11 protein-coding genes and 1 pseudogene are annotated in these 16,696 nt (G+C 64.3%); 8 read left to right on the top strand and 4 right to left on the bottom strand.

Annotation, left to right across the window (positions count from 1 at the left end):
• Positions 1-336: 336 nt before the first annotated feature.
• On the bottom strand, positions 337-480 hold the full coding sequence (locus tag ABT061_RS10430; RefSeq protein ID WP_350914914.1) for a hypothetical protein: 144 nt from the start codon (positions 478-480) through the stop codon (positions 337-339).
• Between the two features lie 454 nt (positions 481-934).
• On the opposite strand from ABT061_RS10430, the gene ABT061_RS10425 reads away from it, so the two are divergent.
• The 5 genes from ABT061_RS10425 to ABT061_RS10405 are packed head-to-tail and all read left to right on the top strand — an operon-like array spanning position 935 to position 13,670.
• The gene (locus ABT061_RS10425; protein WP_350914912.1) at positions 935-1,693 is read left to right on the top strand and encodes a hypothetical protein; all 759 of its coding nucleotides are present in this window, start codon (positions 935-937) and stop codon (positions 1,691-1,693) included.
• Between the two features lie 24 nt (positions 1,694-1,717).
• Positions 1,718-3,325 (top strand): 3'-5' exonuclease, encoded by a 1,608-nt coding sequence (locus ABT061_RS10420; protein WP_350914909.1) that lies wholly within the window; start codon positions 1,718-1,720, stop codon positions 3,323-3,325.
• A gap of 1 nt (position 3,326) precedes the next feature.
• Positions 3,327-7,133 (top strand): protein kinase domain-containing protein, encoded by a 3,807-nt coding sequence (locus tag ABT061_RS10415; RefSeq protein ID WP_350914907.1) that lies wholly within the window; start codon positions 3,327-3,329, stop codon positions 7,131-7,133.
• On the top strand, positions 7,130-8,776 hold the full coding sequence (gene mads7 / locus ABT061_RS10410) for a methylation-associated defense system protein MAD7 (protein ID WP_350914904.1): 1,647 nt from the start codon (positions 7,130-7,132) through the stop codon (positions 8,774-8,776). The genes ABT061_RS10415 and mads7 overlap by 4 nt, the downstream gene beginning before the upstream one ends.
• Entirely contained in the window at positions 8,769-13,670 is a 4,902-nt protein-coding gene (locus tag ABT061_RS10405; RefSeq protein ID WP_350914902.1) for a helicase HerA domain-containing protein, read from the top strand. The genes mads7 and ABT061_RS10405 overlap by 8 nt, the downstream gene beginning before the upstream one ends.
• On the opposite strand, the gene ABT061_RS10400 is transcribed toward ABT061_RS10405, so the two are convergent.
• Complete coding sequence (locus tag ABT061_RS10400) at positions 13,657-13,974, bottom strand: hypothetical protein (protein ID WP_350914900.1); 318 nt, start codon at positions 13,972-13,974, stop codon at positions 13,657-13,659. The genes ABT061_RS10405 and ABT061_RS10400 overlap by 14 nt on opposite strands.
• Before the next feature lie 46 nt (positions 13,975-14,020).
• Positions 14,021-14,134: pseudogene (locus ABT061_RS10395) on the bottom strand (DNA-binding response regulator); the annotation flags it as partial.
• A gap of 23 nt (positions 14,135-14,157) precedes the next feature.
• Between ABT061_RS10395 and ABT061_RS10390 the strand changes: the two are divergent.
• Entirely contained in the window at positions 14,158-14,406 is a 249-nt protein-coding gene (locus ABT061_RS10390) for a hypothetical protein (protein ID WP_350914898.1), read from the top strand.
• 594 nt (positions 14,407-15,000) lie between these two features.
• On the opposite strand, the gene ABT061_RS10385 is transcribed toward ABT061_RS10390, so the two are convergent.
• The gene (locus ABT061_RS10385) at positions 15,001-15,144 is read right to left on the bottom strand and encodes a hypothetical protein (RefSeq protein ID WP_350914896.1); all 144 of its coding nucleotides are present in this window, start codon (positions 15,142-15,144) and stop codon (positions 15,001-15,003) included.
• Between the two features lie 153 nt (positions 15,145-15,297).
• Between ABT061_RS10385 and ABT061_RS10380 the strand changes: the two genes are divergently transcribed.
• Both ABT061_RS10380 and ABT061_RS10375 read left to right on the top strand, forming a co-directional pair.
• Complete coding sequence (locus tag ABT061_RS10380; protein ID WP_350914894.1) at positions 15,298-15,921, top strand: hypothetical protein; 624 nt, start codon at positions 15,298-15,300, stop codon at positions 15,919-15,921.
• 54 nt (positions 15,922-15,975) lie between these two features.
• Positions 15,976-16,662: a hypothetical protein gene (locus tag ABT061_RS10375; protein WP_350914892.1), complete on the top strand. Its 687-nt coding sequence runs from the start codon at positions 15,976-15,978 to the stop codon at positions 16,660-16,662.
• The last annotated feature ends 34 nt before the right edge of the window (positions 16,663-16,696 follow it).

Genomic DNA, 16,696 nt, shown 5'->3' with positions numbered 1-16,696 from the left:
CCTGACCAGTACGGCCCGCACGACCCCGTTACGCACCACCACATGAGGTTCGCTACCGCGTGCCCAGCGAATGTCTGATTTTCGGATCAGGAGAGCGAGGGCGGAGCAGCCCAATATCATGTGTTGACCTGCTCAAACGCCCTGCGTGGCCCGGATTGCTTGCTTGATCATCCCGCGTATGCCCCACCGCGGCGTCATGACTGTCTACTTGCAAGCGGGAGCCAGTCATGAATCGTAGAGGCATTCCCCATGCTCAGGCGTACGCTGGCGGGCGTCAGAGTGAGGCGCTGTGCGGCCCTGTTGCTGTATTTCTCTGCTGTACACCAAACAACCTCATCAGAGATCCTCCTCATCGTCCTCCAAGCGCCGGCGATCCTCTTCATCCGCCAGGTTGTTGTTTCGATCGGCACCGGACTGAGCGATCCGGCCGAGGTCTCGCCGGGCGCTTGGACTGCCCGGGTCCCGCGCCACCTTGGACATGATCCGCCTCTTGACACCTGCGTCCTAGCCTTTGCTCTTTCCCGTGACACGATCTACGCGCTTGGTTGCCGTGGCCTCAAGTGGCCCTGCGGCCACCATCCCCAACTGATCACCCGTACGCCGTCGTTCGTTGAGCAAACGACGGGACACATACATGACAACATTTCCCATGCGGGGTGGGAGGGCATGTGTCATCCCTCCCCGTCTGGCAGTGCAGTGATGACGTCCGGAGAACCGGAAAGGTGTCGCGGCCCGGAGCGTGACTCGTCGGCCACCTGCTTGACCAATCGCGGTCGGCGGCGCAAACGGCGGTCAACCAACACGCGCCTTCAGTGTAACGACTCGGCAGGATAACGCGATCCCCGTGGTGGCACGGTGCGTGCATGAATCACCAACACCAGCAGCACACGGCTCTCCTCATCGAAATCTGGGAAAGTCTGGTAAAGTCTGGAATATGCAGGAAGCGCCACAGCCGCTGGACATTGACGAGCTGCTACGTCAGCTGGCCGCGTTGACCCAGACACCCGCCCTTGACCAGCAGGCCGCCGAGCGGGTGGGCACAGCACTCGACGCGGCCGCTCAGTCCGTGCGCCGAGCCACGACCGGCACGGCGAGCTCTGCCGCCACACCGGCGCGCCAGCAGGCGGTGGACGCATTGAGCGAGTTGGGGGTACCGGCGAATCCCGCACTGATCGCCGAGTTCTGCCGCGCATACTTCGGCTCCGAACTTGCGCCGCGGGCATTGGCCAGTATTCGTCGGGACGAGCTGCGCGCCTATCGGGCGAAAAGCAGCACCCGGTCGATGTGGGTGGTTCCAGCCCTCACCACCCAGCTCATGCCGGCGCGCGGCTATCTGGCGTTGTCGTCCTGGCCCGCGTGGTTGCGGATCCACGGCACCCGGTCCGCGCGGGTCGACGTGCTCCGAGTGCTACTAGTGCTGCTCGACAGGCTGGCCGGGTTGCGGGCGGCCAGCACCGAAGCGTTGCGGTCGAGTCGCGAACAGCAACGGGCCCAGATTTCCGATCTGGTGATCAAGCTGGGCATTGGGGTGCCTGGCCTGGACCACCGCATCGACCCGGCGACCGCCCGCGAGGCCATTCAGGACGAACTGGACCAACTCGCGCCCAAGGACCGCGCGGAACGGGACGCTGCCGCCGCCGTTCTGTCCACTTTGGACGAGGAGCAGCGGCTTTTCGGACGAACCGATCAGTAGGTAGCGACATGGGAAGGCTTCTTGATGTTCAGGATCGATCCGATGTTCACGGAGGCTGCGGCCGCGGTGTCCGGTCGCGAGGGCACCGTGCTGCTGGTCGCGGACGGACCTGACCGACCCGATCTGCTGCTCATCGATCGCATGGCCGGGCTGTACGCCATCGACCTCGACCCGAACGGGACGTCGTCGGATGACCGGCAGCCCTGGGTCTCGATCAACCGGAAACGCGCCGAGTTACGCGAGTCGCTCACCGGTCTCGGCCCACCTGCGGTCGGCGCGGCGGTGGTACTCGGCGCTGCGGCAGGACGGCTACTCGACCCGGACCAGCCGCATGCCAAGCGGATCGTGTTGTCCCGCCAGGACCTCACCGATCCGGCCTGGCCGGATCACCTGCCTCGGCGGCCGATCCCGGACGCCGAGTTCACCGCCATCGTCGACCGCCTCGCGCCGTCTGTGGTGTTCAGCAAGTCCGGGCGCACCGGCGCCACCGACCCGGGGGCGGCGGACCGGGCCGCAGCCCGGTTCCAACTGGACACCTCGCAGGCCGTGACCGCGCTGGCGCCGATCTCCGACGTGGCCGTGGCGACCGGGCCGCCGGGCAGCGGGAAAACGTTGCTGCTCGCCGCCCGGGCACGGGAACTGCGCCGGGTTCATCCGGACTGGGAGATCGCCGTGCTGGTGTACAACCGTGCGCTGGTGCCGTATGTGACGCGACTGGTGAACGACCCGTCGGTGCTGGTGACCACAGTCGGCAAGTTCGCCCACCGGCTTGGTTTCCGGATGGATCTCAATGGCGGCGACGGCGCTTCCAAGGATCTGACCAAGGCCAGGGCACGCGGGATTCCGCAGGCCTTCGACGCATTGCTTGTCGACGAGTTACAGGATTTCGACCCGGCTTGGCTACAGTTCGCGCTCGACACCGTCCGGCCCGGCCGTGGGGGCGCGTTGCTCGTCGGTGACCAGGCGCAGGGGCTGTACCGAGACGTCGATCTGCCCTCGGCGCTAACTGGCCGCGACGTCGTCCGCCACACGCTGGCTCGGCCGTACCGCAGCACGAAACAAGTGCTGCGCGCCGCAAGCGTACTGACCGGGCAACATGTGGCCGGGATCGACGGTGCGCCGGACGGGCAACCGGTCGATCTGATCTGGGCGGACTCAAAGAACGCGCAACTCGACTGCGTCGTTTGGGAAATCGCCGCTCTGCTCGCCGACGGACGGCGGCAGCCAGGCGAGATCGCCGTCCTGCTCACGCAATGGCGCGGCCTTACAAAATTGCGTGCCGCGTTGACCTCGGCCGATATTCCGTTCCAAGTGTTCGACCGGAACGACCCGTCCGGATTCGACTCCAACACGTCGACGGTGAAGGTAATCACCGTGCATTCCGGGAAGGGGTACGAGTTCCCGATAGTGTTCCTGGTCGGGCTGGAAACCTTACCGGCGGGAATCGACGAGCCGACCAGGCAACGCGAACGTGTCGGGTTCGTCGGCGCCACCCGCGCCGCGGACCAGTTGCTTATCACTTACACGAAGTCCACGGCCCACGTCGACCGACTGGCGGCCCTGAGCCCCGACGTCCGGCGCTGGACCTGGCCGGATGACTACAAGATCAACAATCGCAAAGAGGTGAAGTGACGTGGCGCGGCTGCACGTGCTCAGCGACTGGCACGGCCCAGGCGAAGAAAAGACGGCCCGCCTGCTCGCGGCCGAGTTACCGGACGACTGGGACGTCATCGCTGGCCGCCAGATCCCGACGCACACCGACCCGGTCGATTTGGACCTGATCGTGGTCGGCGTCAACGGCATCTACGTTTGCGAGGAGAAATCCTGGGGCCCACACGTGGTCGCGGGCGAAGTAGCATGGTACGTCAACGGTGAGCAACGGTCCGATCCCGTCGGCCAGGTGGCGCACGCCGCCCGGGTGCTGGCCGGCCGACTGCGCGCGAAGGTCGGCGGGTGGACTGCGGCGCAGGTCAACTTGCCCCGCGGGGTTCGCCCGGTCACCGGCCATGTGGTCATGTCCCACCCGTCGATCGACCTATCTGGGACCGGCGATCTCGGCGAGGACAAGGTGGTCACGCTGGACGCGGCGGCTGCCATGCTGACCGCCCGGGACGCCGCCCTGCCGGACACGATGTCCGCACTGCGCCCGAAAGCGATGAGCTACCTGCTCGGTCTCGGTCCGCGAAACCCGGCCGATACCCCGAAGCAGATAATGCAGTACGAGGTCGCCGGGCTGCTTGGGGCCGAAGGCAATGCCCAGGTCTACGCCGGTCGCAACCCGGCGGGCGAACTGGTGTTTCTGCACTGCGTTCCGGTGGCCAACGCCACCGACCGGCCCGCTGCGGAACTCCTTGCCAAACGCGAGCATGACGCGCTTGCCTTGTTGGCCAAGGAAGATCGTACCTGGCATGTACGCGACTGGTTCGACTGGGAGGGATACCGGGTCACCCCGATCGTGCCCGACCTGAGCGGCACCAGTCTGTGGAAGCTCAGCGGTGACCCTCCGACGCCGACCGACCAGGAAAACCGGATTCCGCCGGAGATCGCCAAACCCATCGTGCATGACGCGTTCGCGGCGTTGACCTCGGTGCACGCCAAGGAGATCATGCATCGAGCGCTCCGGCCGCGCTACATCGAGATCACCGGCGACGACCGGGTCCGCTTCCGCGACTTCAGCCGGGCGCGGATTCCCAGTATGGAAACCATCGCCCCCAGCCTGTTCGACGACCATCCGTCGACGCCGTTCCGCGCGCCGGACTCCACCATGGAATTCTTCGGCACCAAAGATGACGTCTACAGCCTGGCGCTGAGCCTGGTGCAGTGGATCCACGGCGACCAGGATGAGACGCCGGACCACGACAAGTCCCGGGAACGCGCGGCGACCTATCCGGAGATAGGCGAACTGCTGACCCGCTGTCTCGCGCCGGGCTACGACGACCGACCGGAAGCCGTGGAAGTGGCCTCGGCGACCGCGCCGGACAAGGCGACGGCAATGGCGATCACCGAGGATGCGTCGACACCGATGGCAGGCTACTTGGTCGCCGACCGATACCGGCTGAAGCGCCAACTCGGCGAGGGCGCATGGGCCGTCACCTGGCTCGCCACCGACGAACAGCTGCAGGGCGAGCTGCGCACGCTCAAATACCTGAAACCGGATCGCGTGTCCTGGGCACAGGCATTCGACGAATATCAGAACACCGACAAGCTGCGCAGCCGCTACTGCGCCCGGGTGTATGACCTGCAGCGCGAACCGCAACCGGGCGTGCTAGTCCAGGAATACGTACCGGGCACTACGCTCAAAGAACTCGTCACGCGCGAAACGCCGACCGGGGAAGAGTTCCGGCGTATCGCGCTGGACGTGTTCGCTGGCCTCGGCGACGCGCACCAGCAGGGCCTCTACCACAGGGACGTCAGCCCCGCCAACATCATAGTGCGGGACGACGGCGCCGCCCGGCTGATCGACTTCGGGCTGGCCGCACACGTCGACGACGCCCATTCCGCGGTCGGTTCGCCACCGTTTACCGCGCCGGAGGTGTGGGAGCGCCGCGCTTGGTCCCCCGCCGCCGACCTGTATGCCGCCGCCGCGTCGATCCTGCACGCCATGCTCGGCCGCTACCCCTATGCCGACACCGATCTGTCAGGCCGCAGGACGTTGGTGCAGCCGTCCGACGAGGACCGGCTACGGTTCGGCGGCACCCTTTTGGACAAGCTCTACCAGGGCGTGACGTACGACCCGGCTGGCCGACCGCAGAGCGCCGCAGATTTCGCGCGACTGCTCACCGAGCCGAGCACTCCGTCTACTACGGACAAACGCAAGGTGAATCCCACGGTGGGCGCGCTGCGTGGGCTGTACCGGGAAAGCGGCATCGGCAACGCCGGAAACCGCGGCCTAGACGACGTTTTCGCGCACGACACTTACGCGAAAACCCGGCTGGACACCGAACTGCTGCCAGCAATTCTCAACAAGAAGCTCGACGTCGTGGTGCTGAGCGGTAATCCCGGTGACGGCAAGACCTCGTTCCTTGTCAAGGTGGGTGACGCACTGGACGCTCGGCAGGCGGAAAAGGTGCACGAAGACAAGGCTGGCTGGGTCAAACGGCTCGACGGCCACACGTTCGTCGCGGTCTACGACGCCTCGGAGTCCAACGGCGCGCTGTCCTCCGACGAGATGCTGTATCGGGCGCTCGACTTAGCCGGCGGCGAGGACCGGAACCGGTGCACGGTGCTGATCGCCGCGAACGACGGCCGAGTCACCCAGTTCTTCACCGAAAACGAAGACCTGTACCCGGACGTCGCTGCGGAACTGGCCAAGCAACGCCGAGGCGGCGCATCCCCGGACTCCCGGGTGGCACTCGTCGACCTCAAGCAACGGGCGTTGGCGATGCCGGAAAAAGCCGACGCCAATGGCGAAGCGCCCCATCTCGCGGAAGCTATTCTCGATCTGTTCACCACCGACTTCCGCTGGTCGGACTGCGCCGACTGCGTGTCTCGAGACGTCTGCCCGATTCTCCGCAACGCCACGGACCTGCGAGCACCGGCCACCAAGGCAGCGGTCATGGAGCTCGTACTCACCAGCCACCTGCGCCGCCGTCGGCGGGCGACCGTGCGGGACGTCCGGTCCGCATTCGCCTGGCTGATCACTGGCGACCTGTCCTGCGACGAAGTCCACTCGGAACGCGAGGCGGACGAAAACCTGGCCACCGACGCCCGGTTACTGCCTGGTCTGACCTTCGCCGGCGCTAGCAGCGACAACCTGCTCCAGGAATGGGCCGAACTCGACCCGGCCGGACTCCCAGCGCCCGGCGCTATCCGAGCCGCGAGAGCCAGAGAAGACCTCATCCCCGACCTGCACACTATCCTCAACGCGGATATACGTCGACTCAAGCGGGCACTGTTCCTCGGCCAGTGGGGCACTGTATCCGGACGGTTGGAGGTGCGTAGTTACCGGCATCTCGATGAATACCTCGGCGCCCTGGACACGCCAGAGCAAGCGCTGCCACGGTTCCTCGCCGGATTGTCCAGAGTGCTGGGCTTCGTCGGCTACGACGGCGTCCGCCTCGCATTGCGGGACCAGATGTACGACGCGCCCGCGGTGCGCGCCATCGTGGTAATTAAGGAATTGGATCCGACCGAGTTCGCGCTGGCCGCAAGCGGAGCACGCTCCCGCTACATCGAGTCGTTCCCCGACCTGTTGGTGCTGCGACATTCCTCCGGCGCGGAACTCCGGATCACCTTGGACACCGCGGAGTTGCTGCTGCGCGCCGCCGACGGGGAGATCCTCGGTGACCTGGCTTCGGAGGCGATCCGCCAGGAGGTCACTGCGTTCGGCAACCGGCTGCGTCGGGAACCAGCACACGCGGTACGGATCATCGACGGCTCCGGCCGTTCGCTGCGGGCAAAGGCCATCGGCGGCCAGATCGTGCGGGAGGACGCGCCATGACCATCAAACTGACCAAGGCGATGAGCACCTATCTGTACCGGCCGCTGACGATTTTCAGCACACTGGACACGGATGTGGACCGCGTGCTGCCCCATCTGTTCGAGGCGTGTGTCAAGGGCGGCCGATCGGCCAGGTTCTTGACCAACGAACGGGACTACGCCGGATATCGGGACCGGCTGCTCAACAGCGAGCACATGACTGGCTTCAATTCACCGGACGCCCGGGAGCTGATGGACGGCTGGCTGCGCTCCTGCATCGTCGACATGGGCACTGTCGGCAAGGCGCACAATGACGAACAGATGTTGTCGGTTGCTCCCCTCACCCTGGCGGCCTATCGGGCGGGCGTACCCCGGACACGAACCCGGCACCGCTATATCGACGACTTCGCCTATCAACTTCTGCGCACCCAGGTAGCCCGCCGAACAGCGGGAAACCCGGCCGGTGAACTCCGCAGGCTCATCGCGGAGCATATTGGCCATGGTCTGGGGATCGGACACCAGCCGAAATGGCAACCCGAACTGATCGACCCGAGCAAGCTGGACATCAGCGCACTCCTCGAGTTTCGTTTCCTCGAAGGATTCGAGATGGGCGATGCGCGGGAATTTAAGCAAGAATCGCAAGTGCCGAACCCGCTCCCCGGCGTAACGGAGCGTCTGGGGGAAATGCTTCTCGCACACCTCCTTGCCTATGCCAACCGGTTGCCGACAGCTGCGTTGATGTCCACCTTTGCCGGACTGCTCGCGCTCGGCGTCTTCACTCTCACACTTCGGGTCAACGCGGCGGGCCGCGAACTGTTGCGCACCGGTACCCCGCCCGCGGACATGGTCGAGGACCATCCGAAATCACCGATCGAACTGTACTGTGACTTCACCGGCGGAATAAACGACGATTCGGACAGGCTGTCCCGGTTGTGCGTGGAGCGCGATCTCAATCAGATCAGGCTCACTTTTCGTGACCGCATGACACTCATGATCGTCGAGCAGGCGATCCAGCGAATCCCGGACGAGCGAGAGCGACGTGAAGCGCTTTCCGACCCAGATAAGTTGGCCCAACTTGCGGAACTACGCGAACACGACGTCATAGAAATGTTTGCGATGAGCCAGCTCTACGACATCGCGGCAATCAACCAGCGCAGCGCTGAACACATTACGGAAGATGAAGCCGACTTCCTAGACAGAACACAACACTCCGATAAAAGCGAACTTAACAAACTGCTAGACGTTCTTGAGTTTGTCAACCAAGATCGCGCAACGGCAAACGCAGTAGGCTGGTTCAGATCGGTCGGCGGGCTGCGTAAGCCGTACGGAATTCTCACCGGGTCGTCCAATAGCCGCCGGTCGTGGCGATACGCGCCGACAGACGAACTACTGCAGATTCTGCTGATGACGGTGTTCGTCCGGTCCGATATGTCGGTCCGGCCGACCATATCGCTCAAGGACCTGTTGCGGGAGCTTCGCGACCGATTCGGCATTCTCGTTGACTCGCCTCCGGCGTTTCTGGACGGCGCGGAGGCACGCGCCGCCGCGGCGGCCAACCTGGCGGCATTCAAGCGCAGGCTGCAACTGCTCGGATGTTTCGACAGCTTGTCCGACGACTTTTCCGAACAGATCGTTCGCCACCCACTGGGGGATCGTGATGCCTGAGCCGACCGACACCACGCTGCCGAATCTGGTCATCGACCGGATCGCAACCACACTGACCAAGCGGATCGGTCGCCACGAACCCGGCCACTGTGTCCGGGTGGACAACCTACGCCACGCCGACGCCGAGCGCCTTGCCGACGCGGTGCGTCGAGCCCTCGCGCCCGGCAAGGCTGACATACACGTCCTGGTCGATGCCCGCGCCCAGGCCGACGACGAGTTGCTGATCCCGACCGAGCGCGCGGTCGAACTACGCAACCGCAAGGAGCGTCAACTGGTACTGATGGTCCCAGTGGGCGCCGGCGTTGCGGCCAGTTCGCTGGACAACAGCTTCGAGCGCCAGGATGTGGTCGAGCTGCTACGTACAGCCAGTGCCACGATGGTTGACGAACTGCCAGACAACGATATTCGGGTCGGAGTGGACAAGGTCGCCAGCGTACTCGGCAGGAACCGGCCGGCCGAGGCCTGGGCCCGCTACGTTGCCGCAGTTACAGCCGAACCGACCTGGCACACCGTTGGCGCATCGTTGCCGATGGTCGGCCTCATCCCGGATCTCGGCGGCCCGGACCTCGTAGACCGGCTCGCCCGCAATAGTGAGTGCGTCAAGGCCATCTCCCGGCCGGCCAGAGCGGTGTCCTCGGTGTCCGACCGGCTCAACAATGCCCGGCTGAAGGATGGGCCGGTACGCGTTGACCTTGCCACGTTCCTGTCCGGCTCGTACCGAGATCTGTCCAATCCCGCCGAGTGGACCGCAGAGCTGGCCGCCGTGCCCGGCCTCGACTTCAGTCAATGGCCGCTGACCGAACCGGAAACCGTTGCGGTGGATCAGGTTCGGGTCGACCCGTTCCTCCGGGAGAACGGCGCGGTGGTGAAAAGCTCGCGGCTCAAGCAAGACAACCCTGGCGACCTGCCCTATACCGAGGCAGGCGAAGAGTCCCCTGCCGTGGTGCGAGTGACGTGGAAGACCGTCCCGGCCAAGAGCGACGCGATCTACCGGTGGCTGGTCGAGGTGCTCCCACCGGAGGACCTGCGCGACGGCGACGACACCGGGCCGAAGGCCAAGGTGACCGTTGCCGGTTCCCGGCGTACTGCCACCGTCGAGATCAAGCTCAACGAGTCCGACCTCGAACAGGGCTCACTGTTCGTGGTGCGCGTGACCGGGCTAGACACAGCAGGCCAGCCGGTGTTGCTGCAGGGAAGGGAGGGTGAGCTCGCTCAGGACGAGAGCCAGCAGTTCACCGTACGCTGGGAGGCCGACCTGATCACCGGGGAGACCCGGCGTGCCTCGGCGTGGGCGCTCGCGCTCGGCAGGCTGGACGCGGTTCTCGCCGGACAGAACGACCTGACCGAGGACGCCTACAGCCTGGACGACACGCATACCGCGGTGTCGCTACGCCTCGGTGGCCGGCGCACGGTACTGCTCGGCGTCAGCCCGGTGCTGGTCAACCTGCAACACCAGTTGTTCAAGGACGGCAGCACAGCCACCGCGTTTCGCGCCAACGGACGCATGGGTGTGGTGCTACAGGCCGAAGACACGGAGCCCGTCGAAGACCCGTTGCCGACAGCACTGTCAAAACAACGCAAAGAGATCCACGCACTACTCGGCGCGCATCAAGCCCGTTGGCTCGTGGAGTCGCTCGACTGGACCGAGGAGCTCCGGGACAAGGTCCGGTCCTACTGCCAGAGCTACAAGAACGCGCTCGACCGCGCGGCGACTGACGCGACGTATCGGGGCGCGTTGCTGGTGATGGACACGCTGACACTGGACATTACGATCGCCGGCGGTCGGCCGATCCAGGCGGTCGTCGTGCTGCCGTTCCATCCGCTCCGGCTGACCTGGCTGGCCGAATATGACAAGGCGATCACCGGCTGGGCAAAAGAACTGGCCGACATCGAACCGAACAAGGCGAAACGGCGCGCGATGGTGGACGCCGACCTGGTACGCCGGGTGACCCCGGCCAACCTGCCGTTCGCCGTGCCCCACTCGACCTCCGGTGACATCTTCGTGCACGCCAGGGAGGCAACGGTCGGCACCGGGATCTACCTCGCTCCCGACGAGCAGGAACCGGGCATCGCCATCCAGGCGGTGTTCGACGTGCTTGGCATGGACTGGCGGGACGTCGCCACTGACGTGCCGCCCGCGATGGTCGCCGAGCGCATTGAGCACTACCGGGAGACCCACTCGAAGCCGGACGCGGTCCGGCTTCTGGCGATCAACCCCGGCTCCGGCGAACTGCTGGCCCAGGCGCTGCGCCAAGCGGTACTGACCGACCGGGCCGCGGACTTCGACGCCACCAGACTAGCCGGACGCGCAGAAGTCACCGCCTACAGCACCCGGCCTGGCAATACCGATCCGCTGCCCGCGCTGACCGACCTGCAGCGAGCCGTCGGCGGATACCGGGTAGGGAGCGGACGATCGTACTTGAAGCCGCCGCTCGGGCTGAGCGTGCGGCCGTTCGGCCGACTGGCTAAGGACGACACGCCGGCGCATATAAGCGTGGTCAACGACCTGGCCGTGGTCGAGGCAGGTGGCGGCTCGACCACCCCGGCGGGCACCACGTCGTTCCGCAACCTGCTGACCCCGACCAGCAACCGGACGGTAGACACCCCGGACGGCCCGCACTGGGAAACCATGCCAGCGGTACAACTCCGGGAATACCGGGGCGAAAAGCGGCGGGACGGTGCGGCGGACGCGGTCGACGCGCACCGGGCACACCAGGCCGCACTCGCTGCGGCTCATGGACTGGCGACAGAAAACGGCATTGCGTTACGCGTCTCGCTCGGCGAGCCGGAACGCCGGGCGCTGACCGCGGCGCATGATCGGGCCGACTGGGTCATGACGATCGACCGCAACCTCGGACCGGAACTGTATTCGTCGAGCCCGAAGAAAAACCAGCCGTACATCTTGGACTACGCGCCCGATTTCCTGGAAGGAATCGGGCCTCGGCTAACCGTTACCACGAAACACCAGGCCGAGATCGAACGCCTGCTTGCCACCGCGATGCGCGGCCTGGGATTCGCCGACGACACCCAGTCGGTGCGCGGCACCCTGCGGGCCATGCAACTCGTTTCCGGGCGGTTGGCGCTGCGTCTCATCGGTCAGGCGGACCTGGCCGCCGAGGCGGTGAGCCTCGCGGCGCTGGTGTCCTGGTTGGAGAGCCGGGGCGACCTGAAGGACACGATCGTCGTACCGGTCGACATGCACCAGGAAATGTTCGGCATCACGCGCAAGAAATCGCAGGAGAAGGAGTCACCGGAGGAAAAGGCACGGTTCTGCGACCTGATTCTGGTCCGCGCTACCCGGCAGGCAATCAGGTTCGAGTGCGTCGAGGTCAAGCCGCTGAAGGAAGACACGTCGCCAGATCAACTCGCCGAGAACATCGTCGACAGCCTCAATGCCACGGTGACCATGTTGGAGGACGGTTTCCTCGGCAACGACCAACCCCGTCTGGATGCCGACCTGCAGCGGGCCCGGCTGGCGGGAATCCTGCGCTACCACGCGAACCGGGCCTTCGAAGCGGATCTGCTCAGTGCCGAGCGGCTGGCCGCAGCAGAACGCCAGTTCGCTCGGATCGAGGACGGCACCCGCCCGGAGATCTCTAAACAGGGATACATGGTCAGCCTGACCGGCGAGCCGGACCTGCCGAGCGAGCATCGCGGGATATCGATCGAGGCATTGACCGCTCCGAAACTGCGCATAGCAGGCATCGCCACATTGACACCGAGCCGGGCCCCGGTGTCCACCGTGGACATTACGGAACCCGTTGCCCAGCTGGCCGTGGACACGCCGTCCGAGCCGGTCCTGGCTACCCCGCAATCAGAGCCAGCATCCACCACGGAAACACCGGCGACACAGTCGGCTAAGAAACGGCCCGATGAGGTGCGGGTAGTGCTCGGGAAGGACGCGAACTCCGCCGATCTAACGTGGCGGATCAGCACGTCGGGCAGTCCGCATATGTTCGTTCTCGGCATTCCCGGGCAGGGCAAGTCGGTGACCACCCGGCGTATTCTCAACTTGTTCGCCGAACAAGGTTTGCCAGCGCTGGTCATCGATTTCCACGGCGACATGGCGGCCGACCCCGCGGCCGACGCAACGGTCGTCGACGCGGGCGACGGGCTGGACTTCTCCCCATTCGAGCTCCGGACCGACGTCAGCCACGAGAAATATAATCAGACGGCGTGGGAGCTGGCCGAGGTCGTCGGCTATGTGAGCGCGCTGGGGGAAATCCAACGGAACGTGGTCTACGAGGTTCTCCGCGAGCTGTACCAGCGACACGGCTTCGGTTCGGCCAACGGCCCGTCGGGGCTGCCGACTATGGCTGAGTTCGCCAAGCTCCTGGAACAGAAGGAAAGTGCCGGGCACGGCCGCAACGTCGCGGCGCGAACTCGCCCGCTGAGCGAGTTCGGCCTGTTCCGGGACAACGCGGGCGAGGGTCGGTTCGGCGAATTGCTCACCGGTGGTGTGGTGCTCGACGTGCATACGCTGATGGAACAGGTACAGCTGGCCGCCGCCGCGTTCGTGCTGCGCAAGGTCTATCGGGAGATGTTCCACTGGGGAAAGACGAGCGAGCTGCGCCTGGCCGTGGTGCTGGACGAGGCGCACCGGCTGGCCAAGGACGTCACTCTGCCGAAGATCATGAAGGAAGGCCGCAAATACGGCGTCGCCGTGGTGGTGGCCAGTCAGGGAGTGGACGACTTCCACAAGGACGTGCTCGGCAACGCCGGCACTAAGGTGGCGTTCCGCTGCAACTACCCGCAAAGCAAGACAGTCGCCGGTTTCCTGCGCGGCCGAGCCGGCCAGGACATGGCCCAGGCCTTGGAAAAACTGTCCGTCGGCCAAGCTTACGTCTCGACCCCCGACTCCCCCGAAGCCAAGAAGGTCTTCATGGCCCGATGATCTGTCGGGTAGCCCGACCCCGACGCGGGACCTCGCTGACCGCGGCCTTCAGTCGGTTCGAAGCGGCGAAGGTGTCGGCGAGAACTCGTCGCGGTCGGCCACCAGGGGGCGCGAGGGTGAGTTTGCTGACACCGGTCTCGATCACCGTCCGTAGGAGGACGGACCATGCCACGGTCGGATCGGTGTCGGCGACGAACGCGTGGGCCCGGTCGGTGAGCTGCTCGAAATGCCGCAGCAGCGCCACTTCGATCAACTCCCGCTTGGTTCGGGCGGTGGCTTCGCCAGCGCAATTGCTGCTGCGCATCACGCTGACCCGATGGGGCTCGGTGGCTACCGGCGGCATCGCCGACCTAACCGGTGATCAGTTCGGACTCGTAAGCGAAGATCACCGCCTGGATGCGGTCGCGCAGGCCCAGCTTGGTGAGGACGTGGCTCACGTGGGTCTTGGCGGTGGAGCGGCCGACGCCCCAGGGCGGGCCGCTTACGTTTGCCAGCCGCGAGACCGACACCCACACCCGCGTCCGCCGACCGCATCGACCAGGCCGGCGTCGTCACCCTCCGCCTGGCCGGAGGCCTGCACAACATCGGCGTCGGCCGAACCTACGCCCGAACCTGCGTCATGCTCCTGATCGAAGATCTCGACGTCCGCATTATCGACGCCGTCACCGGCGAACTCCTGCGGGAGCTGACCGTCGACCCGACCCGCGACTACCAGCCAGAACAGCCCAAAAAGTAAAGAAGACCCTCGAACCTGCGGTCCTGCCGCAGGTTCGAGGGTTTCCGATGTCTCGCGACATTACAGAGTGCCCCCTTCGAACCTGCGGCACCCGCTGTAGGAGAGCGCGGGCTGACTCGGCCACATGGATAGGTTGACCTGCTAAAACACGGGAGCGGGCTCATACGGCTGGCTTGATCATCCCGTGCATGTCCCGCGTCGCCCGCTGCCCACGGTCACCACGTCATCCGGTGGCAAGCCGACCCGGAGCGCAGGGCCGCCAGGCCCGAGCACCGGAAGCGGTGCGGCAGCACTTCATTACGAGTATCCCCATGATGGTCCACAGAGGTTCTGCCGAGCCCTCCGCTGCCGGTCGCGGGCTCCCTCGGTGGGTGTTCGTGCATCCGCGTCCATGGTGGTTCGGGGCTGTTGTTAGCAACCGCGTTAGCAAGATTGCCTCGTTCAGCCCCGGAACCCGGATGGCAACGCCCAACGAAGGAGGGCCCTGGTGGCGATCGCCCTAGCTCGTACGGACGGGTACCGAAGTCGACGATCGTCACGACCTCAGCCTCACGCCCACCTATGGCGGGGGCGTGGACTAGCTGGCGCTTGAGTCTATTGACCCGACGAGTCGGGGGCGAGAAGATCGATGATCCACGAAGCGACAGCACGAGAGATGCCCGCGCAGATCCCGCTGAAGGCGACGATATGCAGCTTGACGGATTCAGGCTTGCCTTGAGGTCTAGATTTCTCGTTCATGGCCTCTCCCTTATGCGATGCTTGCTGGCATATCTATGTTGACCCGACCTCCAACCCGCCTGGGCAAATCCGCACAAAATCTGACACGGCAAGACACTGCGAATAGATCTAGTCATAAAGAGAAGGAAATTCTGCAATAGAAATGAGGGATGCATGTCTAATAGTGGCCACCACTCAAACACCGAGCACATTGAAGCCCGTCTTGAGCTGACGAGGTCGCTAAATTCCTTGTATTTGTCCGCAGGAAAACCTTCCACTAGGCGAATTGCATCTCTAATAAAAGACCGGGATGATCTTCCGGGTACTTCAAGCCCCGATCTTGTCAGCCGCGCCCTGCGCGGAATCGGAACATCTCGCTGGCAAAATATCGAATCTCTCGCTCGAATCCTTGCTGAAGGTTCTATCGCACCCGTTGATGTTGATGCCGTAGTAATGCTCATCCACAAGAAGTGGGTAGCCGCCAATGCGGCGACCGACTATTCGCGCAGCCATACATTGCCTCGCGTGCACGAGACTGTTACTTCGTCCCATCGTTCATCGAGCGAAGGCGTCAAGCTCGCCGAATGGCAGCGCGGCCTCTCTAGTCTGATGAGACAGCTAATTGGCAGCGTTGCGAATCCAGTGCAAGGAATTGACGATGCCCGCCAAATCGATAGCGTTAAGGCGCTAATTGACGACTGCGCAGACATGACGCTTGACGAAATTCACGAGCTTCTCGCTGAGCTCTTCAGTGAAAGCTATTCTTCAGGCTTGCTGGTAGCAGCACTCCTTCCGTGACCTCGAGTTGCCGATTTTGTCACGGAGGATCCGCTCGTTGATGAAATCCCTCAATTGAGAGAGACGCTTGCCTGTCTTGGGTCGACCGATGCAGTTATTGGACTAGCCAACTACTCGAAGCTTCATGAAAAGTCATACCATCGCTCAATCCTATTCTTTGCTGCTGCTCGACCATGCCACGAAATAGCAGCGATCGCCTCGCGGTTGAATAGCGATAGTCTTCCCGATGTTTATCGGAATTATCTTGGATACGTAGCATGCAGAGCTCCGAGCGATATATGGACCGTCGTCAACTTCTTTAAGAATGCCAACCTCTTGGAAGGGGTAACCAAACTTCTGAGCGCGGCTACCCTCCGGCCAGCCGAAGAAGTGTCGCAACTATTTGAATTCTTGCGCCACCAAGGCGCCGAAGCGGAGCTTAACAAAGCGATTGAATATCTCAGATATTCTTCGACGCGAAGACTAGGGGCCTACATCGACGAACTCCAAAAGCTTGGTGATGGCTGGATATTGAGCCGCTTCTGGGAGGGGGTTGCGGACCTTCCTGCTGAGCAGGTATGCGAAAAGGTGAGGGCCCTCTATCTAGAGGGTCGCAGTAACGATGTAGCGACGGTTCTCGCCTTACTATCCTCTAAGGACACGGCAAGACATGCGGCGGCCCTTCATGCTTTGGATCAAGTCGAGCGGATGAAAAGGTCAGTGGGACGCGCGCCAGATCAGAAGCACGCCGAGGATGGGTGAGGATGCGCGTGGGCGGCGCTGGCCGCGACCGGCC

This window comes from Streptosporangium sp. NPDC002544, assembly GCF_040295965.1.
In the GTDB taxonomy this organism is placed as follows: Bacteria; Actinomycetota; Actinomycetes; order Streptosporangiales; family Streptosporangiaceae; genus Streptosporangium.
This window is presented reverse-complemented; position numbering and strand designations above follow the sequence as displayed.